This is a genomic window from Ensifer sp. EB106-05-01-XG146 (genome assembly GCF_058791875.1).
Map to the genome: position 1 here is coordinate 858,475 of NZ_JBYTDX010000002.1, position 21,937 is coordinate 880,411.

20 protein-coding genes and 3 pseudogenes are annotated in these 21,937 nt (G+C 60.3%); 4 read left to right on the forward strand and 19 right to left on the reverse strand.

The features are described from left to right. Positions 1-84: 84 nt before the first annotated feature. The 5 genes from ppk2 to AC3WVQ_RS24035 form a co-directional block, all read right to left on the reverse strand. Entirely contained in the window at positions 85-939 is an 855-nt protein-coding gene (gene ppk2 / locus AC3WVQ_RS24015; RefSeq protein WP_060520555.1) for a polyphosphate kinase 2, read from the reverse strand. After that, on the reverse strand, positions 926-2,689 hold the full coding sequence (locus tag AC3WVQ_RS24020; protein ID WP_492383053.1) for a SulP family inorganic anion transporter: 1,764 nt from the start codon (positions 2,687-2,689) through the stop codon (positions 926-928). Before AC3WVQ_RS24020 ends, ppk2 begins: the two co-directional genes overlap by 14 nt. A 250-nt stretch (positions 2,690-2,939) precedes the next feature. Beyond that, entirely contained in the window at positions 2,940-3,410 is a 471-nt protein-coding gene (locus AC3WVQ_RS24025; RefSeq protein WP_034802004.1) for a BA14K family protein, read from the reverse strand. Positions 3,411-3,511: 101 nt separating this feature from the next. Then, the gene (locus AC3WVQ_RS24030) at positions 3,512-3,922 is read right to left on the reverse strand and encodes a hypothetical protein (protein WP_060610776.1); all 411 of its coding nucleotides are present in this window, start codon (positions 3,920-3,922) and stop codon (positions 3,512-3,514) included. Between the two features lie 168 nt (positions 3,923-4,090). After that, positions 4,091-5,056, reverse strand: coding sequence for an alpha/beta fold hydrolase (locus tag AC3WVQ_RS24035; RefSeq protein ID WP_492383054.1), 966 nt, complete (start codon positions 5,054-5,056; stop codon positions 4,091-4,093). Positions 5,057-5,157: 101 nt separating this feature from the next. On the opposite strand from AC3WVQ_RS24035, the gene AC3WVQ_RS24040 reads away from it, so the two are divergent. Then, the gene (locus AC3WVQ_RS24040) at positions 5,158-5,616 is read left to right on the forward strand and encodes an Rrf2 family transcriptional regulator (RefSeq protein ID WP_060520551.1); all 459 of its coding nucleotides are present in this window, start codon (positions 5,158-5,160) and stop codon (positions 5,614-5,616) included. A gap of 196 nt (positions 5,617-5,812) precedes the next feature. On the opposite strand, the gene AC3WVQ_RS24045 is transcribed toward AC3WVQ_RS24040, so the two are convergent. The 5 genes from AC3WVQ_RS24045 to msrA all read right to left on the reverse strand — a co-directional run bounded on the left by AC3WVQ_RS24045 (position 5,813) and on the right by msrA (position 9,802). Beyond that, positions 5,813-6,697: a DMT family transporter gene (locus tag AC3WVQ_RS24045; RefSeq protein WP_492383055.1), complete on the reverse strand. Its 885-nt coding sequence runs from the start codon at positions 6,695-6,697 to the stop codon at positions 5,813-5,815. A gap of 158 nt (positions 6,698-6,855) precedes the next feature. Continuing rightward, positions 6,856-7,206, reverse strand: a complete 351-nt coding sequence (locus AC3WVQ_RS24050; protein ID WP_060520550.1) for a ribbon-helix-helix domain-containing protein — start codon at positions 7,204-7,206, stop codon at positions 6,856-6,858. Between the two features lie 24 nt (positions 7,207-7,230). Beyond that, the gene (locus AC3WVQ_RS24055; protein ID WP_034802015.1) at positions 7,231-7,827 is read right to left on the reverse strand and encodes a DJ-1/PfpI family protein; all 597 of its coding nucleotides are present in this window, start codon (positions 7,825-7,827) and stop codon (positions 7,231-7,233) included. A 101-nt stretch (positions 7,828-7,928) separates the two neighbouring features. Next, entirely contained in the window at positions 7,929-9,155 is a 1,227-nt protein-coding gene (locus tag AC3WVQ_RS24060) for a bifunctional alpha/beta hydrolase/OsmC family protein (protein WP_492383056.1), read from the reverse strand. A 140-nt stretch (positions 9,156-9,295) separates the two neighbouring features. Beyond that, on the reverse strand, positions 9,296-9,802 hold the full coding sequence (gene msrA / locus AC3WVQ_RS24065; protein ID WP_060520547.1) for a peptide-methionine (S)-S-oxide reductase MsrA: 507 nt from the start codon (positions 9,800-9,802) through the stop codon (positions 9,296-9,298). Positions 9,803-10,274: 472 nt separating this feature from the next. Here msrA and gdhA point away from each other — a divergent pair, with 472 nt between their 5' ends. Further along, positions 10,275-11,636, forward strand: coding sequence for an NADP-specific glutamate dehydrogenase (gene gdhA / locus AC3WVQ_RS24070; protein WP_234824627.1), 1,362 nt, complete (start codon positions 10,275-10,277; stop codon positions 11,634-11,636). Positions 11,637-11,835: 199 nt separating this feature from the next. Here gdhA and AC3WVQ_RS24075 read toward each other — a convergent pair whose 3' ends face one another. The 6 genes and pseudogenes from AC3WVQ_RS24075 to AC3WVQ_RS24100 all read right to left on the reverse strand — a co-directional run bounded on the left by AC3WVQ_RS24075 (position 11,836) and on the right by AC3WVQ_RS24100 (position 17,944). After that, positions 11,836-12,042 (reverse strand): hypothetical protein, encoded by a 207-nt coding sequence (locus AC3WVQ_RS24075; protein ID WP_060520539.1) that lies wholly within the window; start codon positions 12,040-12,042, stop codon positions 11,836-11,838. 443 nt (positions 12,043-12,485) lie between these two features. After that, positions 12,486-12,668 (reverse strand): annotated as a pseudogene (locus tag AC3WVQ_RS24080) (ISNCY family transposase); the annotation flags it as partial. A gap of 116 nt (positions 12,669-12,784) precedes the next feature. Then, positions 12,785-13,702 (reverse strand): annotated as a pseudogene (locus AC3WVQ_RS24085) (IS30 family transposase); the annotation flags it as partial. Then, positions 13,669-15,084 (reverse strand): annotated as a pseudogene (locus AC3WVQ_RS24090) (ISNCY family transposase); the annotation flags it as partial. The pseudogenes AC3WVQ_RS24085 and AC3WVQ_RS24090, both read right to left, overlap by 34 nt. Positions 15,085-15,443: 359 nt before the next feature. After that, positions 15,444-16,817 (reverse strand): ISNCY family transposase, encoded by a 1,374-nt coding sequence (locus AC3WVQ_RS24095; protein ID WP_492383057.1) that lies wholly within the window; start codon positions 16,815-16,817, stop codon positions 15,444-15,446. A gap of 125 nt (positions 16,818-16,942) precedes the next feature. Then, entirely contained in the window at positions 16,943-17,944 is a 1,002-nt protein-coding gene (locus tag AC3WVQ_RS24100) for an IS30 family transposase (protein ID WP_159416224.1), read from the reverse strand. A 451-nt stretch (positions 17,945-18,395) separates the two neighbouring features. Here AC3WVQ_RS24100 and AC3WVQ_RS24105 point away from each other — a divergent pair, with 451 nt between their 5' ends. Together AC3WVQ_RS24105 and AC3WVQ_RS24110 are read left to right on the forward strand one after the other, a co-directional pair. Then, complete coding sequence (locus tag AC3WVQ_RS24105) at positions 18,396-18,677, forward strand: toxin-antitoxin system TumE family protein (protein ID WP_134887845.1); 282 nt, start codon at positions 18,396-18,398, stop codon at positions 18,675-18,677. Then, entirely contained in the window at positions 18,674-19,033 is a 360-nt protein-coding gene (locus tag AC3WVQ_RS24110; RefSeq protein WP_060529084.1) for an HVO_A0114 family putative DNA-binding protein, read from the forward strand. The genes AC3WVQ_RS24105 and AC3WVQ_RS24110 overlap by 4 nt, the downstream gene beginning before the upstream one ends. Before the next feature lie 549 nt (positions 19,034-19,582). Here the strand turns inward: AC3WVQ_RS24110 and AC3WVQ_RS24115 are convergent. From AC3WVQ_RS24115 to ugpE, 3 genes are all read right to left on the reverse strand, one after another. Continuing rightward, positions 19,583-19,813: a hypothetical protein gene (locus AC3WVQ_RS24115; protein ID WP_252160883.1), complete on the reverse strand. Its 231-nt coding sequence runs from the start codon at positions 19,811-19,813 to the stop codon at positions 19,583-19,585. Between the two features lie 222 nt (positions 19,814-20,035). Beyond that, positions 20,036-21,085 (reverse strand): sn-glycerol-3-phosphate import ATP-binding protein UgpC, encoded by a 1,050-nt coding sequence (locus tag AC3WVQ_RS24120; protein WP_034790367.1) that lies wholly within the window; start codon positions 21,083-21,085, stop codon positions 20,036-20,038. Then, on the reverse strand, positions 21,085-21,933 hold the full coding sequence (gene ugpE / locus AC3WVQ_RS24125; protein WP_492383058.1) for a sn-glycerol-3-phosphate ABC transporter permease UgpE: 849 nt from the start codon (positions 21,931-21,933) through the stop codon (positions 21,085-21,087). The genes AC3WVQ_RS24120 and ugpE overlap by 1 nt, the downstream gene beginning before the upstream one ends. Between the last annotated feature and the right edge of the window lie 4 nt (positions 21,934-21,937).

The window sequence follows — 21,937 nt, forward strand, 5'->3', positions numbered from 1 at the left end:
CGGCGTTGCATCGCGTTGTCGCGCTGCGGCACGTCCCGATCGAAAGCGTTCAAAGCCCGCACCTTTGGTGCGGGCTTTTCAGTCTTATAAAACGTCGGGCACGTTTCTACGCACGTGGTCGTCCGCCGCAAAGTCATCCGGCCGCTTCTGGCGCTTGCCGAGATCGGGCTCCGAGAATTTCACGCGCTCGTATGGGATCGACGAGAGAATGTGCGAGATGCAGTTGATGCGGGCACGCTTCTTGTCATCCGACGGTACGATCCACCAGGGCGCGAAATCGGTGTCCGTCATACGGATCATCTCGTTGTAGGCGCGGGTATAATCCCACCAGCGGCGATAGGATTCGACGTCCATCGGGCTGAGCTTCCACTGGCGCAGCGGATCGGCAATGCGCTGCCGGAAGCGCTTTTCCTGCTCCTTCTCGCTGACGTCGAGGAAGTATTTGAGCAGGATGATGCCGCTTTCGACCATGGCCGCTTCGAAACGCGGCGCGAGCTCGAGAAAGCGTCGGGCACTGTCATCCGAGCAGAAACCCATAACGCGCTCGACGCCGGGGCGGTTGTACCAGGAGCGATCGAAGATCACGATCTCGCCAGCGGCGGGCAGGTGCTGGATATAGCGCTGCATGTAGATCTGCGACTTCTCGCGGTCGGTCGGCGCCGGCAGCGCGGTCACGCGGAAGACGCGTGGGCTGACACGCTCGGTCAGCCGCTTGATCACGCCGCCCTTGCCGGCCGCATCGCGGCCTTCGAAGACGATGACGATGCGCGCGCCTGTTTTCTTCACCCAGGCCTGCAGATGGGCGGTTTCCTGCTGCAGCCGGGCGAGCTCCTTGGCATAGCCCTCGGATGACAAGTCGTCCGAAGTCGTCGCGTCGGCGGCTATTTCGCCTTCGCTCTTGTCTTTGCCCTTTTTCTTCTTGCCGTCATGCTTGCCCATTTTTCCCTCCCGTTCGGACATGGTCATCTGGCTTGATCTCGATAGAACCGGTCGGCTGACCGTCGTTCCGCCCGTACTTGGTCTCGTAAGCGTCGAGCGCATCTTCCATTCCCTCGAAGATCATACCCGGGCCGATCTTCTCGACGACCCCGGAGCGCTCGAGCAGGGCGCGCGCATCGGTATGCAACTCGGCCAGGCCGAGCGTGACGCCGCGGTTCTTCAGGTCGCTCTGCAACTCTCCAAGCATGTCCGCGGCGGTGCTGTCGATTTGCGGGATGGCGCTCGCATCGATCACCAGCCAGCGAGTAGGTTTCGGCAAGCTCTCGGCGATCACCTCGAGGCGCTCGCGGACGTAATCGGCGTTATAGAAAAGCAGACTATCTTGAACCATGCAGGCACCGAAGCCTGGAACCGGGCGTGCCTCGGTCATGCGATGCAGCTTGTAGAAGCCGTCGCGCCCGGGGATGCGGCCCAGCATGGCGTCGTGCGGATACATGGTCTGCAAGATGAGGTAAACCAGTGTTGCAGCGATGGCGATGACCACGCCGTTCAGCACGCCGAGGCCGATCGGTCCCCAAAGGGCAATCAGCGCGAAAATGAACTCGATGCGGTTGACGGTCCAGATCCGTCTGAGGCCGTCGATGTCGATCAGGCTGAGCGCCGTTGCCGCAAGGATCGCCCCGAGCGCGGCGACCGGCAGAATGCGAAGGACGTCACCAAGAAAGAGCAGCACCACCATCAGGGTCCCTGCCGCAACGAGGCTCGCGATCTGCGAACGCCCACCCACGGCGAAGTTCACGGCCGTGCGTGAATCCGAGGCGGTCACCGGAAACGTCCCGAACAGTCCTGCCGCAATATTGGCGGCGCCGAAGCCGCTCAGTTCACGGTTCGGATCGACGCGGTAGCCGCCGAGCGCCGCAAAGCTGCGCGCTGCGATGACGCCGGAACCGAAACTGACGAGGAAGATTGCCGCGCCGCCGGTCAGCAATCCATCGATCGGCAGACCCTCGAGACGAGGCAGGACGAAGGTCGGCAAGCCGTCGGGAATGTTGCCGACGACCGTCATGCCGCGCCCTTCGAAGTCGAAGAGATATGACAACAACACCGCGACGAAGACGACGATAACAGGACCTGGAACGGGTGAGCGATAGAAGCGGGCGACCTGCAGCAGCGCAAAACACGCCAAGGCAAACACCAGAGTGGGCCAGTGGATGGAGCCGGCCTGCCTCAGAAGTTCGAGAATAGGGCTGATCAGCCCGTCCGACTCGATCTGGACGCCGGTGACGCGCTTGATCTGTCCAACCAGAATCGAGAGGGAAATTCCAGCAAAGAAGCCTGTGAGGATCGGGCGCGAAAGAAAGGTCGCGAGCACGCCGAGACGGACGAGGCGTGCAATCAGGCAGAGGAAGCCGACGATCAGGGCCAGCAGGGCCGCCGCCGTTACGCGGTCAGCGCCACCGGCAGAGGAGGCGAATACCGTCGTTAGCACGGCCGCCAGCACCGTCATCGTCGCCGCATCCGGTCCGACGATCAGTTGCCGCGACGGACCGAAAAGGGCGTAGGCGACAAGCGGCGTGATGCTCGCATAAAGGCCCGTCTCGGGCGGCAGCCCGGCGATGGCGGGATAGGCGATGGCGCTCGGCAATCCGACCGCGGCAATGGCGACGCCTGCGGAAATGTCGCTGCGCAACCAACTTCCCTGATACCCCTTAAGGTTGTCCAGAAGCGGCAGGCGAGGCAGGTTCAGCATGCTGACGGTCCCCGGGGGCACAGCCCTCTTAAAGTGCTCTAAACGCTACAAATCAGGCCGCGCGGGAAGCGCAAACAATGCACTCTACCATTGCGTACATTAGGGTTGCAAAACTTTCCTTTCATCGGCTTCGACAAAAAGACTAAAGTTGCAGACATTAGAGAGGCGGCCTGCCACGTCGATCCGGCAAGTGCCGAACCGAGGAATCTGCAACAAGTTATGAAGCCCGTGTCAGCTGAGCTTCAACGCTTCAGTAGTAGGGGGAGACACACGCCTGCCGCGGACCGTAATACGGCTGGAACGTGTCGTCATAGGCCCTGTAGGACCGGTAACGAGCGTAGCACCAGCGGGTGTGGGCGCTGCCTCCGTAATAGGTTTGGCGATAGTAGCGCGGCGCATAGTAGCGTGGGGCGGAATAGGTCGGGCCGTAATAGCCTTCGTCATAATAGCCCGGGCCATAGTAGCGAGGCTGCGCGAGCAGCCCGCCGATGATCGCGCCGGTTGCCAATCCGCCGAGCGCCCATGCCCAGTCATCGCCACCGCCGTGGTGATGCCCGTGGTTGTAGCCGCCGTGATAGCCGCCGCCGTGGTGCCTGTACTGAACCGGTTGGACTTGAGATGCCTCGATCTCCGCCGTAACGGCTGGAGGAAATGCCATGGCCGGCGGAACACTCGTAGCCACCGCCGCCAGTGACAAGGCAAAGATTGCTAGCCTCTTCATTGGCTTCACCTTCTTTCCACCCCGCGCCCGATTATAGCGCGGAACCGGTTCGATGGCACTTCGTTTTCCAGGGTGCTTCCGCCGCCCGACCAAGCGGCTGTCTATTTGACGACAGTCACGCTCAATACGCCTTCTTCGATCTTTCCGTCTTCATAGGGGGAGCGAATGACAAGCCGGTCGCGGCCGGTATAGCCGGGGTTCGGCGTATAGTAGGCGACGACGCCATTCACCTTGGTTGTCGCGCATTTTGACTGCTTGCCCACCAGTTTCGGATAGACCGCCTCGTGGACAATCTCCAGGTGGCCATGCTTGGGCTTCTCCGCAATCGTCATCGCCGGATAGTCGATCTGGCTGCAGTTATCGTCGATATGCCAGTTCTTGGCGACGAGCGTCTTCACCCCGCTGCGCGCCGTGATCGATAGCGCCTGTTGCCGGGAATCGTCGGAGGTTGTGGTGCAAGCCGACAAGGCGACAACGATTACGGGCAAAAAGAGATATCTAAAGGTTTTCATGAGGAATCCTGAGAATACTTTAAGTTTGGATTTAAGTCGCATGAGGGCCCGGGCCGCACCCGTTTCATCGAGATGCACCCCTTGGATCCACACGTCTTGCGTGTGCGATCATGCATTTTTTGGTCTCGGGGGACAGGGGGTGTCCTTCGCTCGTCGATCACGTGACTTTCAAACATTCCGGGCAAACCGGATGAGAACCTCGTTCACGACATCGGGGCGCTCCTGCGGCAGCCAATGGCCGCTGCCGGGCACGATGATGCTTTCCTTGAGCTGCGGGACGAGCGTCGGCATCGCATCGACAATTTCGCGCATCCCGGGGATGGCGATGCCCGTGTCGCGCTCGCCGACCATGAACAGGGCAGGAATTTCGACCTTTACGCCGGCGAAAGCGGCCTGCAGCTGCCAATTGCGATCGAGGTTTCGATAGTAGTTCAACCCTCCGCGAAAACCGGTCGTGGCAAAGGCGCTGATGTAGGTGTCGAGGTCTGCAGCGGTGAGCCAGTCGGGCATGCTGTCGGGCAGCGGCGCAAGCAGTCCATGCCGGCGCGATACCATGCCGAACGGATTGGGTGTCTGGTCTCCGGCCTGTCGCGCGCCCGCGTCGCCGGAAGCCGCAAAGAGGATCTTTCGCAGCGTCTGGCCGATGTCACGCTCCAGCTCCGCCTCGGCGACATCTGGCTCCTGGAAATAGAGCGTGTACAATTCTGCGTCGTCGGTCCGCGGGAAGATCCGGGTCGGCGGAACGGGCGGCTGGCCCATCATCGGCACGCTCATGGCGACGACGCCGCAGAAACGGTCGGGCCGCATCTGTGCCGCCTGCCAGGCAACGGTCGCGCCCCAATCGTTACCGACGAGGATGGCCGTTGATAGGTCGAGGGCATCCAGCAGAGCAATCATGTCGCCGACGCTGTGAAACACGCTGTATTCGTCGACCGATGGAGGACATTCCGAGAGGCCGTAGCCGCGCATGTCAGGCGCGATCGCGCGAAAGCCGGCCTCCGCAAGTGCCGCTATCTGGTGCCGCCAGGCATGGGAGGTCTCCGGGAAGCCATGGCAGAGCAGAACGGCCGGGCCGTTTCCCTGTTCGATAAAGCCCATGCGGATGGTTCGGGTCTGGATTGTCTGGGCCTGCATCTTCGTTCCTTCTCGACACTCTGATACCGTAATTGTATAAGTTACGGAAACAGGTGACGTCAAGAGTGCGTAACTTATATTGTTACGCTATGGGGAGTCGAATGAAGCAAGACAGCCGGTTGGCGCGGATGATCCATGTGCTCATTCACATGGCACTGCTCGGGGGACGGGAGACGTCAGAGACCATCGCCAAGATGCTGAACACCAACCCGGTGGTTGTTCGCCGGACGATGGGGGCGTTGAAGCGCAAGGGTGTCGTCGGTTCCGAAGGCGGCCGGGGAGGGGGCTGGGCGCTTCTGCGGCCGCTTGAGGAGTTGACGGTGCTCGATGTGCAGCGGGCGCTGGACGATGGGCAGGTTCTGGCGGCAGGCGTGTCCGAGGACCATCCGACCTGCCCGGTGGAGCGCGCAGCGAATGCGGCGCTGGTGGACGCCTTCGAAAAAGCGGAGCGGACCCTGCTGCAGGAGTTTGCCGAACTCAGGCTTTCAACGATTGCGGAGCGTGCGATGAAGGATGCTGCGGGGTCTCAGCGGGCAACGCACCTGGATCATCAAGCCTGAAGGCGCCACGCATGTGGGCGATGAGCCGGCGAAGCGGCAGGATCGAGCGAGCTTGTGGTCAGGCCCTTTCGCCAAAACTGAGCCGGCGGCTCTGCATGATCGTCCGGCAGGACAAGCGGCTTGATCTCGGCCTTCGAAAGACGCTGGCTGCTCTCATATCGCTGGCGGCGCCTGAGCGGCCGGTCAGCGAGCAGGACTAGGCGCGCGATACCGACGACCGTCTCGCCAGCTGATGCTCGCGCCAGATCGTGAAGAGACCGGCGCCGACGACGATGAGCGCGCCGACGATCATGTTGTGAGTGATCGTCTCGCCGAAGAGCATGACGGCGAAGATCACGTTGAGGACCAGCTGGAAATAGGTAACGGGCTGGACTTCGGCTGCCGGCAGCAGTCCGTAGGCTTTGATGAGGAAAAAGTGACTGAGGGTGCCACAGACGCAAAGCGCGGCAAGGGCAAACCAATCGGACGGCACCACCTCTGTCCAGTAGAACGGGCCGACCAGCGAGATCGCCACGGCGCCGACAACGCCGGCATAAAAGAGGCTCGTGACGGCCGAATCCTCGCGACTGACGGCGCGGGTGGCAATGCTGTAAAGCGCGAAAAGCACGGATGCTGCGAGCGGCAGAAGCAGCGACATGTCGAAGTGCACGTTGACGGGATTGATGATCACCAGAACGCCGATCAGACCGATCAGAATGGCCGCACCGCGCCGCCATCCCACGGTCTCCCCGAGAAGAGGGATCGAGAGGATGGTGATTATCAGTGGTGTCGCCTGAAAGATCGACTGGCTCATGGCGAGCCCGGCGTGAACGTAGGAAATGACGATGACGACGATTTCGGCGACGAGCAGCAGGCCCCGCACGACCTGCAGCCAGGGGTGGCGCGTGTGAGTGGTCTTGCGAAGTCCACCCGATGACGAGGCGGCGAAAGCGAACACGAAGAGCGCAAACGCCCAGAATCGGATCATCGTGATGAACAAAGCGGGGTAGCGGTCGCCAAGATACTTGGTGATGGCGTCCTGGCCAGCAAAGATGCAAATGGCAAGGAAGGCAAACAGATAACCGCGGGTCTTGGGGCTCATTGCACTACAAACTCAGAATCGCTGGCCCCCTGAATAGCATAGTCTTGTCGCCGGGGCTTGAACCAAACGACTTTGGTTTGATGATCCTGGATCCGCGGCAGCAGGCGAGGGGCGCGTCGAGCCGGGACTGCCCCCGCGAAGGGGCAGCCTGCCTCAGCTCAATGATATTTTTCCTGCTCGCGCGTGAGGATCGCCGGAGCGTTCAGCCCGGCGATCGGTTGGTTGACATCCGTCGGAATGTCACCTGACAGCTGCAGGTCGAGATAGCGCGCGCAGCAGACCCTCAGGAATGATGTGAAGTTCCCGAGATCATGCCCGGCATCGATGGACTCGTGGTGTAGCTTGGTGATCAGCTGCGTGACGTTCATACGATCGCGCCGCGCGATCTCCTCAAGCTTCGACCAGAAGAAGTTCTCCAGCCGGACGCTCGTCACCATGCCATCAATGCGCAGCGACCGGGTGGTGCTCTCCCAGAGCCGCGCATCCGCCTTTATGAACAACTCGCACATCTCGCCCCTCCCGTGGCTGCCTTCTCAGGCGGCGTCCGTTTGTAGCAGGGCCGAGGCGTCGAGCACAGCCATGAACTGGCGCAGCCACGACGGATGGGCGGGCCACGCCGGCGCGGTAACGAGGTTGCCGTCGGCGACCGCGTCGCTGATCGCGATATCCGCATAAATGCCGCCGGCAAGTTCGACCTCCGGACGGCACGCCGGGTAGGCCGAACAGGTGCGGCCCTTCAACACGCCGGCCGCCGCCAGCAATTGTGCGCCGTGGCAGATGGCCGCCACCGGTTTTCCCGCCGCGAAGAAATGCTGGACAGCCTTGATGACATCCGGGTTGAGACGCAGATATTCGGGCGCGCGACCGCCGGGTATGACCAGCGCGTCGTAATCTTCAGCGCGGATGGCGGAGAAGGTGGCGTTGAGCGCAAAATTATGGCCGCGCTTTTCGGAATAGGTCTGGTCGCCTTCGAAATCATGGATCGCGGTCGCAACCGTCTCGCCGGCATTCTTGCCGGGGCAGACGGCATGCACCGTGTGGCCGCAGGCGAGCAAGGTCTGAAACGGAACCATCGTTTCATAGTCTTCGGTGAAATCACCGGTGATCATCAGAATTTTCGAGTTTGCCATTTGTTTCCTCCCAAAAACCAATGGGCGGAGCTTAGCAATCCGGCTGAGGCAACGGGTACTAGCGGAATACTACAAAGGAAAATTCCGGGCAGGGCCGCGGACTATTTCACGGCCGTCGTTATCTTGGCGATCCCTTCCAGAGTGCGATGGACCGGGCACTTGTCGGCAATCTCGGCGATCTTGGAGCGAAGCTCGTCTGCGACCTCGCCCTCGATCGCTATGACCCGCTCGAACCGGTCGATCTTCCCGCTGTCGGCGCGCTCCGTTGCAGCGCAGTCTTCGCAATCCCGCGCATGGATCTTGGAATGCGAGACCTCCACCTTGATGCGCCCGAGCGGCAGCTTCTTGTGGTCGGCGTAGAGGCGCAGCGTCATGGAGGTACAGGCAGCAAGCCCGATCGACAGGTAGTCATAGGGCGATGGCCCGGAATCGAACCCGCCGACGCTTTGCGGCTCGTCGGCAAAGAGGCGATGCCTGCCGGCATGAACCGAATTCTGAAATTTGCCTTCGCCCGTTTCCGTCACCTGGACCTGTTCCACCGGCTCCGTGCCCTGCGGACTGTCGGCCACGAGATAGCGGCTCAGCCACTCCGCAATCACCCGGGCGGCGTAGGCGGCATCGGCAGGATCGGTGAGCAGATGGTCGGCCTTGTCCAGCGAAACGAAGCTCTTCGGATGTTTGGCCACATGGAAGAGGTCGCTGGCGTTTTCGATGCCGACCGTTTGATCCAGCGGCGCGTGGAGAATGAGAACGGGTTTCCTGAGCGTGGCCACAGCCTCATGAAGGCGCTGGGCGCAAGCGTCGTCGACGAACTGTTTCTTGATCAGGAATTTGCGACCGGCAAGATCGACTTCGGCGGCACCACTTTCCTCTATTTCCTTGAGGCTCGCTCCGAAGTTCTTGAGCACATGGCCGACGTCCGCGGGTGCGCCGATCGTGGCCACGGCGCGAACTTCCGGAATTTCGTTGGCAACCGCAAAGACGGCTGCACCGCCAAGCGAATGGCCAATCAGGAGCGACGGCGCCTCGAAGTGTAGCCGCAGATAGTCGGCGGCCGAACGGAGATCCGCGATGTTGGACGAAAAGTTGGTCGAGGCGAACTCGCCCTCGCTTGATCCGAGGCCGGTGAAATCGAAGCGCAGGACCGCGATCCCTTCGCGCGCGAGTTCGGCCGAGATCTGACGCGCCGCCGCCAGATCCTTGGAGCAGGTGAAGCAGTGGGCGAAAATCGCATAGGCCCGCACCGGGCCGTTTGGAAGGTCGAGTCTGGCGCCAAGAGTGGCGCCGGAATGGCCGGTAAATTCAAGTCGTTGACTATTGAAGTTCATGTGATGCTCCAGGAAGGAGAACAATCATCCCAAGGTCGCAACGACTGTCCTGAATTCGATTGATGCGGCCGGCATCCATGTCCGCCGAACCTGGCGGCTGCATGCGGACACGGTTCGCCAGACGCTCGCCGGGGCGTTTGTTACTCCGCGGCGGACCGTCGCGGCAGCACCCAGTTCGGACGCGGGAAGTGGCAGGTATAGCCGTTCGGATAGCGCTCCAGGTAATCCTGGTGCTCCGGCTCCGCCTGCCAGAAGTCGCCGACGGGTTCCAGTTCCGTCACCACCTTGCCCGGCCACAGGCCAGAGGCTTCCACATCGGCAATGGTGTCCTCGGCAATGCGCTTCTGTTCGTCATCGACGTAGTAGATCGCCGAACGATAGGAGGTGCCGATGTCGTTGCCCTGACGGTTTTTCGTGGTGGGGTCGTGGATCTGGAAAAACAGCTCCAGAATCCGCCGATAGGAGGTCTTCGCCGGATCGTAGAATATCTCGATGCCCTCGGCATGGGTTCCGTGGTTGCGATAGGTCGCATTGGGCACGTCGCCGCCGGTATAGCCCACACGGGTGCCGGTGACGCCGGGGAGCCTGCGGATCAGATCCTGCATTCCCCAGAAGCAACCGCCGGCCAGAACAGCTCTCTCGGTCATTCAGATATCCTCCACCTGGTTCGTGAGCGCGTCTTCGCTTTGTCTCCCACTGGCTGCGGGCCAGCGCGGGAGATGGACTGTAATATAGGAACTCCTGCTGCCAAGATCAGGAGGGCGGTTCCAAATCCGCGTTTTGGCTCGGCACGTGTCGAGTTGGACGCGCAAGCGCACGCGGCCCGTCAGGATCGCGGGAAGGGCGAGTTAGCTCTCCTTCCTATGCAACCGCAACGGTGACGATGCGCGCGCTAGTTTGCTGTCGGGGCGAGCAATCCATTCTATCGGGCGGCTGCCTCGCTTCCACGGGCTGCAGCCCTTCAGCTCGCCATCGGCATTCCAGGTGCGCGGTAACCTGTTTTCCCGAAACGGCGCCCAAGTAAGCAATCAAGAATTGCATGGCCGCGGGAAATAAATCTTCACTTGCCGCCTAGCTTCCGATAATGCGCGAGGGGTTTGCGCCTAAGAAGCTGCGCGCATGAGGAGAACCATCTTGAATGTCGATGAGAAGCTGGAACCAATTCTAACGGAAGTGCTGAGGCGCAACGCCGGCGAGCTGGAATTTCACCAGGCCGTACGGGAAGTGCTTGAAAGTCTGGGGCGTGTCATTGCCAAGCATCCGCGCTATGCGGAACAGGCCCTTATAGAACGGATATGCGAACCCGAGCGGCAGATCATCTTCAGGGTGCCTTGGGTCGACGACGCTGGGCAGGTACAGATCAACCGCGGCTTCCGCGTGCAGTTCAACTCCGCACTTGGGCCCTATAAAGGCGGGATACGCTTTCATCCTTCCGTCAACGTCGGGATCATCAAGTTCCTCGGCTTCGAGCAAACCTTCAAGAACGCCCTGACAGGCATGCCGATCGGCGGCGGCAAGGGCGGCTCCGACTTCAACCCGAGAGGGCGAACGGATGGGGAAATCATGCGATTTTGCCAGTCGTTTATGACCGAGCTCCACCGACACCTGGGCGAATACACGGACGTTCCTGCCGGCGATATCGGCGTCGGAGGCCGGGAGATCGGCTATATGTTCGGCCAGTACAAGCGGCTCACCAACCGGTATGAGGCCGGGGTGCTGACGGGCAAGGCGCTGATTTACGGCGGTTCGCGCGCACGCAAGGAGGCAACGGGCTTCGGTGCGACCTACTTCGTCCAGCGGATGCTCAGCACCAAGGGCCTCGATTTCGAAGGCAGGCGCGTGACCGTATCGGGATCCGGAAACGTCGCTATCTACACCATGGAAAAGGTCGCGGAGTTCGGTGGCAAGATCGTCGCATGCTCCGATTCCAACGGTTATGTCGTCGATGAGGACGGGATCGATCTCGAATTGGTCAAGCAGATCAAGGAGGTTCGCCGTGAGCGGATATCCGAGTATGCCAGGCTGAAAGGTTCCAAGGCACACTATTTCGAGGGCGGCTCCGTCTGGGACGTTCCTTGCGATGTCGCGATGCCCTCGGCGACCCAGAACGAGCTCACGGGCAAGGATGCCCGCACTCTGGTGAAGAATGGCGTCATCGCAGTAGGCGAGGGGGCAAACATGCCGTCGACCCCGGAAGCGGTTCGCATCTTTCAGGATGCAGGGGTCATGTTTGCCCCGGGCAAGGCCGCCAATGCGGGCGGTGTTGCGACATCGGCTCTCGAGATGCAGCAGAATGCCTCTCGCGACAGCTGGACGTTCGAGCAAACCGAAACACGGCTTGCCATTATCATGCAGTCGATCCACGACCGTTGCGCCGAGACCGCCGAGGAATACGGGAACCCCGGCGATTATGTGCTCGGGGCCAACATCGCCGGCTTTGTGAGGGTCGCCGAAGCGATGGACGCGCTCGGCGTCATCTAATGCTTCTGCTGGAGGGAGCCGGCTGGCGCTGGCTTCCTTCAGTAATTCGTCGAAGCTCTTGAGGACGCTGAGACTGTAGTACCACCGGTCACGGCTAGTTTCGCGAGCATGGCGCGCGATCCTATGGGGAGGCCGTACCATGCTGCTGGCTGGTCCGGGCTGCGAGACGGTAGCAAGAGCCAATCGGCGCAGATAGAATTTATGAGGCGACGAGACCGTCGAAAACCTCGAGCATGGCATCGCTGATTGCCTGGCCGAGGGCGGCCGCGGTTTGCGACAGGGCTTCCTCGTCTGCGCCCTGGGCTGCGATTGCGAAGGCTGCGCCTTCTCCCGTCACGATTTCCTGAGCGCGCTGAATGGCCCAAAGGGCAAAGTCGTTACGATCGCTGATTTCTACCGTTTCCATGATTTCCTCTGATTGTCCGTGTGGAAGAATTCTTGTGGCTTTGCCGGGCGGCCGAGAGCCCGGGGTCGGCTTGGCAACCCCATCTAACCGTCAACGGCATCACTGCCAAAGCCCTAGAACCGGGAGCAGGGTGCTTTGAAGCCTTAAAATGGCATCCGGGCTATCCGCCCATTTCCGTCGACTGTCAATCCGCAGTCGATGCCGCTTTGCAATTGGCTCGCCTTATCAGAGGCTTCGGGTCACCTTTTGAGAGACGTCGGCCTCCGTTGCGCAGCTGATGTTGACAATCGTAAGCGCCTGTTTGCGGGCCATCTTTTAGCTTACGTCCCGCTCCGGCGCGCGCTCGACGACCGACCGAGCCACCACGCGCCCTTTACCCGATTTTCAGGGGAGCTCGAAGACTACATGTCTTAGGAAGATGCCGAACATACGGTGCGCACGGTCATAGCGTGGGGCCGGGTCGACGCCGTACCGCCGGTGTCGATCCGCTCCAGCAACCGGCGAACCTGGCGGGTGCTTAGCTCAAGCACGTGCTCCGCCGACGCCAACGTCATGCGTCCGGCGATCACCTTCGACAAAACCTCAATCCGCTGCAGATCGCGCTCGCTCATCGCAATCAATCCCATCCGCAATCTCCCAGGTCATCAAAACCCGGGGAGAGTGACATTCCAACTTTGCAGGATCAGGACACTTTAACTTTGCGGTGTGAGTTCACGCCGAACTGCGACTTGCGCGTGCAACGCTAACCGACACGCCGCATTTGCGCGAGCAGTTTCTTGCGGAAGACTTCCGCAGGCGTTCGATAGCCGAGGCACTTTCGGGGCGTCGAGTTAAGCCGATCGCAAATGTCCTTCAGGTCACCGTCGGTGATTGATAGAGGATCCACCTCTCTCGAAAGCCATTTGCGAGCACGGCGATTGGTGTTCTCAACGGTGCCTTTTTGCCACGGCGACTGCGGGTCGCAGAACCATGTCTGCGTTCCGATGCCAGCCTGGAGATACGGCCATTCGCTGAATTCGGTGCCACGGTCAAAGGTAATCGACCGGCGGGCGAGATGGGGCAGGGACTGCAGCGCCTGGATCAGCCCGTCCATGATCGGCTTCGATTGCCGGTCGTTGTTGCGCAGGAAGACGGCAAAGCGACTGACTCGCTCGACCAGCGACGTCACATTGGCCTTGCCGAACTTCTTGCGAAATTGAATGAGATCGCACTCCCAATGACCGAACTGCTTGCGCTCGTCGACCGCGTCAGGACGATGGAGAATGTTGAGTTCCGGGCTGAAACGGCGGCCGTAGCGCCGCCTGGCATGCCGCGGTCGACGTCTCGCGCGACGTTCCGGCAGATGCCGCCACAGCTTGATGGCAAGGCCGTCTGCGGAATAGGCGAATTTGTAGATCGTCTCGTAGCTGACGGAAATCGGATGACGCTCAAGCCGCATGCGGCCGGCGATCTGCTGCGGCGACCAGCCATGCATGATCCGCTCGATCACCGATCGGCGCACATGCGCAAACCGAGCAAGCTTGCGCAGCTTGGCTCTGCGCTCACGCGCCATCTCGTTGGCCGTGACACAGTAGTAGCCGCTGAGCTCCGGCATTTGCACATCGTCGAAAGCATTGCGGCTGAGTTTGGCCGCCTCATCAACGCTTTCTCTCGTCGCGCAATCACCGCCGGATCGTTCATGAAATCCGTCCGCCGGCCAGGCTTGGGACCACGCTTCTGGTAGCCGTTGGCTGTGCTACCGTCTCGAATGCCGAACATATGATCCGTTTGGCCCGTTCGGCTCGGACCACTCTTGCTGCGCTGCTGTTGGCGTCCGGCCTGCATCTCGGCGACAATTGACAGCATGTCGTCCAGCCGCTTGTTGTCGACGACCTCGGCACGATGCACCGAGCGCAACGTATCGAAGGTCCTGTAGGGCAGGGCAAAGCTCTCGTGCATGATCTCAAGCCGACCGTCCGGATAATCGCAGACAATCACCTTCTGGCCCGCCAATGGCCTGGAAATCTCGGTCGGATCGAGAATGAACAGCACCTTGTCGTAACGCAGCGTCAGGGATTGCGACAGCGTGCGCACTTCCTTGCGGCACATGGCACCATCGAGGTTCTCATGGTCGGACAGCGGCCGGTGCATGTCCTTCGGATTGCGTGGTTGCTTGCCAAAACGAGTGTTGAAATCTGCAATGAACTCAGGCGCATAGACATTGGCAGCTTCGATCGTATCGATGCCGCGAAGTCGCATCTCCTTGACCAGCCGATCCTGCAATGTCTGGTTGGCACGCTCCACTCGACCCTTGGCCTGCGGGGTGTTGGCACAGATGATGTCGATATTGAGTTCATAGAGCGCCCGTCCGAACTGCGTCAGGCCGCTTGTCCGGTCTTTCTTCGACGCATGGAGCGAGCGGAAAACGCCGTGCTTGTCGCTGTAGAAGGCCAGCGGCTTGCCCCATTGCTGCAGATAGGCCTTCGTCGCGTGCAGATAATCGAATGTATTCTCCGATCCAGCAAAGCGAAGATGTAAAAGCTTGCCGGTGGCGTCATCAATATAGACGAGCAGGGCGCATTTGGGGCCGCGGTTCTCGAACCACCAGTGATGCGACCCATCGATCTGCACCAGTTCGCCAAAGCAGTCGCGCCGGCCACGTGGCTGGAAAACCCGTTTCTTGCGTTCCCGACGCGAGATCCAGATGCCAGCCTCGGTCATCCATTGCCGCAGCGTTTCCTTGGCAACAGAAATCCGGTGCAGCTCGATGAGCTTCTCGCGCGCCAGCGTCGGACCGAAATCCAGATAGCGTTCGCGGATCAGATCCAGCGCCGCATTGCGGAAATCCTCGCTGTGGCGCCGATTGCTCGGCCGGGATCGCTTCTTCGAAACAAGACCGGCCGGACCATCTTGATCATAAGCCTGCAGCAGTCTGTGGATCTGACTTCGACTGAGGTTGAGCAGTTCGGCAGCCTGGACAACGCTCAGGCGCTCGTCACGGATCTTCTGGATGACTTCGAGGCGATGCAACTCTTTCTGCGACATGGTGATCAAACAGGACATGACGACTCCGACCGCTCATGGTCTCGACCAGGCTGAAGGTCGTCATCCTTGCTCCCAACGTTGGCTTTGACCAGTGCGTCGAGAGGCGAGACTGTCGCATCTCTAACTGGCCCAACTGTCGCATTACTAAATAGCCACTACATGCAATGTGGCAGCGAAATTGAACTGTCCGCTTTGGCGCAAAGTTAAAATGTCAATTTGGGCGGCGCGTCGTCAGCCATTTAGACATGCGACACTCGACATCTCCGTTGGCGCTGAGGCAAGCCCCCGACCGAACCGGCTGGACCGGGTTGCAAGGGAAGGGAGGGGGCGGATGAGACGCACCCATCGGCTTTAGCTTGGACAGTTGAAGCAGCCGGTCATTCCGCCGCATCGAGGTCAGAGAGCGCCTGTCGCCGCCGGGCAATGACCGCAGGATCGTTCATGAAATCCTTCCGACGTCCCGGGCCGCGCGCGCGTCGAACGTAGCCGTTCTTCTCGCTGTTCGTCTTCACGGCGGGCTTCGTCTGCTGCTCCTGACGTTCCTTGATGTAGGTCAGGAGTTCACCGAGCCGCTTGTTCTCGGTGATCGCCGCATGCGTCACCCGCTGGTCCTTGTCGAACACCCGGTAGGGTAGGGAATGCCCCTTCCAACGCACATCCAGCCTGCCGTCGGCAAGCGCGTAGGTCTCGACATAGCGACCGACCAGCCCGCGCGTCACCTCGGTCTCTTCCAGCATGATCCGCTGGCGCTCGTACGAAAACGTCAACTGGGCACCGACATAACGCTGCTCACGTTTGCATAGCACGTCGCGCAGCCGATCCGGGGCAAGGTTCAGCGGCCGATGCAGATCATCAGATCGGGCAGGGGGAATGGCAAACTGGCGGTTATAGCGCTCCATGAACCGAGGCAGGAAAGCGTTGCCGTCGTCCATGCCGCAGACGCCCTCCAGACGCAGATCCTTAATCAACCGGTCCTGTAGCGTCCGGTTCATCCGCTCGACCCGGCCCTTGGCTTGACTCGAGTTTGCGCAAAGAATCTCGATGTTTAACTCGCAAAGTGCACGCCCGAACTGGGTCATGCCTTGGCCGCCCTTGGCATCCTTCTTCGCAACCCGGAACACCGAATGCTTGTCGGAATAGAAGGCGACGGGAGCACCATGCGCCTTCAGATAGAGTTCCAGCGCCTCGAAATAGCTGAACGCACTTTCCGAGCGCACAAACCGCAACTGCATCAGCTTGCCGGTCGCATCATCGATGAACACCAGCAATGAACATGGATCGCCGCGATCTTCGAACCAGCGATGCTCGGAACCGTCGATCTGAACCAACTCGCCGTAGGCCTCGCGCCGCAGCCGCGGCTGATGGAACGTCCGTCGCTGCTTGCGCGACAGCCACAAGCCGGCCTCCGACATCCATTGGCGCAAGGTCTCGCGCGACACCGTCAGACCATCACGCTCCGCAAGCTTCTCGGCCGCCAGCGTCGGACCAAAGTCGGCATAACGCTCGTGCACGATCGTCATGGCGTAATCGCGTACGCCGTCGCAGATCCGGTTGTTCGATGGCCGGCCGATCGCCTGGTGCCGGATCGACGCCGCACCGCCAGTGCTGATCCGCTCCAGCAACCGGCGAACCTGGCGGGTGCTCAGCTCAAGCACATGTGCCGCCGACACCAACGTCATGCGTCCGGCGATCACCTTCGACAAAACCTCAATCCGCTGCAGATCGCGCTCGCTCATCGCAATCAATCCCATCCGCAATCTCCCAGGTCATCAAAACCCGGGGAGAGTGACATTCCAACTTTGCAGGATCAGGACACTTTAACTTTGCGGGGGAGATCCTAACTGAAGTGCAACACGCCGGTTTTCAGGGTAGGGGTTCAGCCTCCCTCTTGCAAATGTGCCCGGAACACTTCGGCGGGTGTTCTGTAGTCGAGGCACTTTCTCGGCTGGTCGTTGAGATGGCGAGCAAGCTGGATGAGCTTGCGTTGCGACACGCCTGCAAGGTCGGTATCGCCTGGCATGTATCGACGGATGCGCTTGTTGATGTTTTCCACGGCACCTTTCTGCCACGGCGCGCTGGGGTCACAGAACCAGCTCCGCGCGCCGATGCCATCTTCCAAAGCCCTGAAGCCGGCAAACTCCGTGCCGCGATCAAAGGTGAAGCTCTGCCGGGCAAAGGCCGGCAAGGGAGAGAACGTTTCGATGATGTTGTCCATGATCGGCCGCGAGTGGCGGCTCTGGTTCTTGATCATGACGGTGTAGCGGCTCTTGCGCTCGATCAGTGAGGTTACGTTGGCGTTGCCCAAATCACGTTGGAAGATCAACAAGTCGCCTTCCCAATGCCCAAACTGCGAACGATCACCAATGAAATCAGGACGTTGCGATATCCTGCAGTCAGCGGGAAAAGTGCCGTCGCGCGGCTTCCTCGAGCCGCGGGGGCGGCGTTTGCGGCGGCCTTCCGACAGATGCTGATAGAGCTCCAGCGCCTGATCGTCCTTGCCGTAGATGAAGCGATAGATCGTCTCGGTACAGACCCGCACGGCGCTCACGCCATCGGCGAGCAGACGACCGGCGATCTGTTGCGGGGACCAAAGCGCCTTCAGCTGCTCGATCACCAGTTCGCGCAATTGTGGGTGCCGCACAAGCTTCCTCAAACGCTGCCGCCGCTCTTTGCGGATATCGTCAGCAACGGTCGGGAAGTAACCGCTATAGTCGGGCAGCTCGCGATCGCGGAAGGTGTTGCGCCGGATCTCACGATAAATCGTCGATCGATGACGACCAAGTTCGCGTGCCATTTCTTTGATCGGCAGTTTTCGTTCGACAAAGTGGAAGAGGCGGCGTCGATCGGCCAGATTCAGCTGCGAATAGCGTCGGGGCATGCCAAAATCTCCAAGGGGAAACCATTGAAATCATTGGCATGTCGCACTTCAAATTAGAATGTACCCGGCTACAGTTCTGAGTCGCATAACATACATTATGGAACTGGACGGTCATTTGGAAAGTGTTGCTTTTTCGTGCCAAATGACCTTTTAGGCGATCGTCCGAAACTGGCGTGAACGGCCATTTGGCTGTTGCGTTCTCGCGCTACATCGAAATGTAGCGCGTCCTTTCACCTGCAACGCAACATGCCACTCAATCTCAGTTCGACATCGTTGCCGCCAGCGACGGCTGGTTTGATCAGCGCCGGCTCGTCCGGGAACCTCGGCGATGAAAACGTCTTTGCGACCGTCGACACGCCGCAGTCATCTCCAGAGATCGTCGAATGCGCTGCCCATCCATTGAGAGCGTTGTTATTGACAACAACGCCAGAGTGTTGTTATCAATAACAACATGAAGGCCAGACTGATCGAGAAATCGCGAACGGTGATCAATGACAAGACGTATTTTGAGGTCGTGTTATGGCACCTACCCAACCCGGTTCCGGGCAGCACGCACCCGTTCAAGTATCGGCTGGCCCTCGTTGTGAACGGTGAGTGCGTTCTCCGCTACGACAATGAGCGCGGGAAAGGCGATCACCGGCACTTAGGTAACCGCGAAGAAGCCATCGAATTTACGTCCCTTGAAGCACTTTACGATGCCTTCCAAGCTGACATGGAAAGGATGCTCAGATGACAACTTTGACTGTGCGCTTGAGTACCATAGCGGATGCCAAGGCTCGCTTTGTCGAGGCCGGAAGGCGGGCGCTTGCAGGGGAGACAGCAGAGGCCGTACCTTCGGTCAACTTCACCTCCTACGATGACATGCACCGAGTGCTCGCGCCTTCCCGCCTCGCTATCGTCAAGGCGCTCGCGGGACACGGGGCGTTGTCGATCCGGGAGGTCGCGCGTCGGGTCAACCGCGATGTGCAGGCCGTTCATCGTGACGTGACGACGCTCGTCAATGCTGGTGTCATCGACCGGACAGAGAATGGAATCGAGTTTCCCTATGATCGCATTCATTTCGAGTACGATGTGAGCGCCGCAGCGTGATGAGGAAGTGTTGGCGCTGATCGGCTATGCGCGTTTCCACCCCCGAACAAACCGTCGCGGGACAGCTCGACGCGCTACGCAGGGTCGAGCTGTCCCGCATCTTCGAGGGAACCGCCTCGGGCGCGAACCGCGATCGGCCGCCGCCCGGTCATCATGCCCCTGGTCCGATCCAGGCTCTTGGACGGGACCTTGCTTCACACCGCCGTCACTCGGGCCGTCGAGACCGTGGTCTTGGTCGGGGATCCGAACCTCCTCAACGAGGTGATCTCCATGGCACCGAGGAGCCTGCAACGGAACAGTGCCCTGAACTTCGAAACGCAATAAAAAGCAACAACGGCCTCAGTAGGCGGCGCTACAGTGCCGTTCGTTGTTGCGAAGGTCTCCACAATAAGAGCAACAAACGTCCCAAAATCGGTACCGCAACACCGAGATAGAGGGCGTGACGCGTTCAGCCCCTGCCCTGCCGACATTCAGCCACTCACTCACTCAGCTACAGCAGCCGAAACTGCACTCTTTGGAACTTAATTGCTAGCATCCATTCGGGCCGCTTTAGCGGTTCCGTGCCGTGTCATCGAGGTCGATCCCGGCAAGACGCTGGTCTACACGGTTGCTGATTTCGAGCTGCACTGGACAATCCAGCCGGACGGTGACTGCTGCATTCTTCGGCTGGAGCGGCGGGGCTTCGGCCTTGAAAACCCGCAACACCGCTTTGCCGACGAAAACATGCCGACTGTTGGCGCACACTCGTCTTGCCGCGCTTGGCAACTCGAGGCCGCTCACATGACACCTTCGGCTTCTTGATCCGAGGCGCGGCAAACTAAACCTGCTGCGATCAAACTCCGAAGGCCCGGCGCCGATCACGTTGATCGTATTCTGGAAGACTGGCTATCGACCAGGCGGGCGCAAATCGGGCTCCCGCTACTCAGCGCCGGATAGCTCTCGCCGATCTTTAAGGGTGGACAGGAAGTTCTGCCGGAACATCTTCCCCTGACCTTCCGGCCATCATCCATGCCGGTTCCCACTGCCATCAAACATGTGGAGCGCTTCGGTGCTCGCCCCGACCTTCACCTCGTCACCGATCTCGTTGCGCGCGCGCCCGGAAACGCGAAAAACCAACTCGTCGCCGTTTTGGAGGCGACCGTGTATGAGGCTTTCGGCTCCGACCAACTCGATGCCGTCGATGCGCACCGTCGCTTCGAAGGCTCGCGCTGGAGCATCGGCTGACATCGGCGAAATATCTTCCGGACGGACGCCCAGCGTGTAATCGCCAGTCGGCCTGGTCACATCTGCGGCAAGCGACCAGCCCGCCGACATGTCCTTGCCGTGCAGCAGGTTCATCGAGGGCGAGCCGATAAAGGTGGCGACGAAGGTGGTCGCGGGCTTCTCGTAAAGCTCCAGTGGCGTGCCGACCTGCTCTATGCGGCCGGCGCTGACGACGACAAGCCGGTCGGCAAGCGTCATCGCTTCCATCTGATCATGCGTGACATAGACGCTGGTCGTTGCGAGCGAGCGCTGCAACCGTTTGATTTCGATGCGCATCTGCCCGCGCAGCTTGGCATCGAGGTTCGAGAGCGGTTCGTCGAACAGAAACGCGGCGGGTTGGCGAACGATTGCCCGCCCCATGGCAACGCGCTGGCGCTGGCCGCCCGAAAGCTGCCGTGGTTTGCGGTCGAGATAGGGCTCGATCTCAAGCGTCCTTGCGGCCGTGGCAATGCGCTGGTCGATCTCGGCCGGCGGTGTCTTTCGGTTCTTGAGCCCATAGGCAAGGTTCTGGCGCACCGTCATGTGCGGATAGAGCGCGTAGTTCTGGAAGACCATCGCGATGTCGCGCTCTGCCGGCTCGACGTCGTTGACCCGACGCCCGCCAATCAGGATATCTCCGCCGCTGATGTTCTCGAGCCCGGCGATCATGCGCAACAGCGTGGACTTGCCGCAGCCGGACGGCCCGACAAGAACGACAAACTCTCCGTCCTTGATCTCGAGCGAAACGCCCTTGATCGCTTCCACCGTGCCATAGGTCTTGCGCACGTCATTCAGGGTAATTTCAGCCATCACTTTTCTGTCTCCACAAGACCTTTGACAAACCAGCGCTGCATCAGCACGACCACGACGATCGGCGGGATGATCGCAAGGATCGCCGTCACCATCACATAGTTCCAAGGCGTCGAGGCGTCGGTAAAATCGATCATCCGCCGGAGCCCGATGATGATTGTGTTCATCTTCGCGTCATTGGTGACGAGCAGCGGCCAGAGATACTGGGTCCAGCCATAGATGAAGAGGATAACGAAGAGCGCCGCGATGTTCGTTGCCGAGAGCGGCAGCAGGATATCCTTCATGAAGCGAAACGGACCGGCATTGTCGATGCGCGCGGCCTCCACCAGTTCCCCTGGTATCGTCAGGAAGAACTGGCGAAAGAGGAACGTCGCCGTTGCCGACGCCATCAGCGGCAGCGTCAGCCCCGCATAGGTGTCGATCAAGCCGAGATCGACGATCACCTTGTAGGTCGGCAGGATGCGCACCTCGACCGGCAGCATCAGGGTGATGAAGATCATCCAGAAGAACAGCATCTTCAGCGGAAAGCGGAAGAACACGATCGCAAAGGCCGACAGGAAGGAGATAACGATCTTGCCGACAGCGATCGCGATCGCCACGACCGTCGAATTGAACAACAGCCGCTCGAGGCTGACGCCAACGACACGCTCGACGCCGCCGCCGATCGCCTCCCGATAGTTCTCGACGAGGTGATCTCCGACCACCAGCGACATGGGCGGCCGCACGATTTCGATCGAACTATGGCTCGAGGCGACCAAGGTATAGTAGATCGGCAGCGCGACGATGATGATCCCGATGACGAGTATCAGGTGGCTGATCGCAGTTGATATGGGACGGTTCTCGATCATCTGC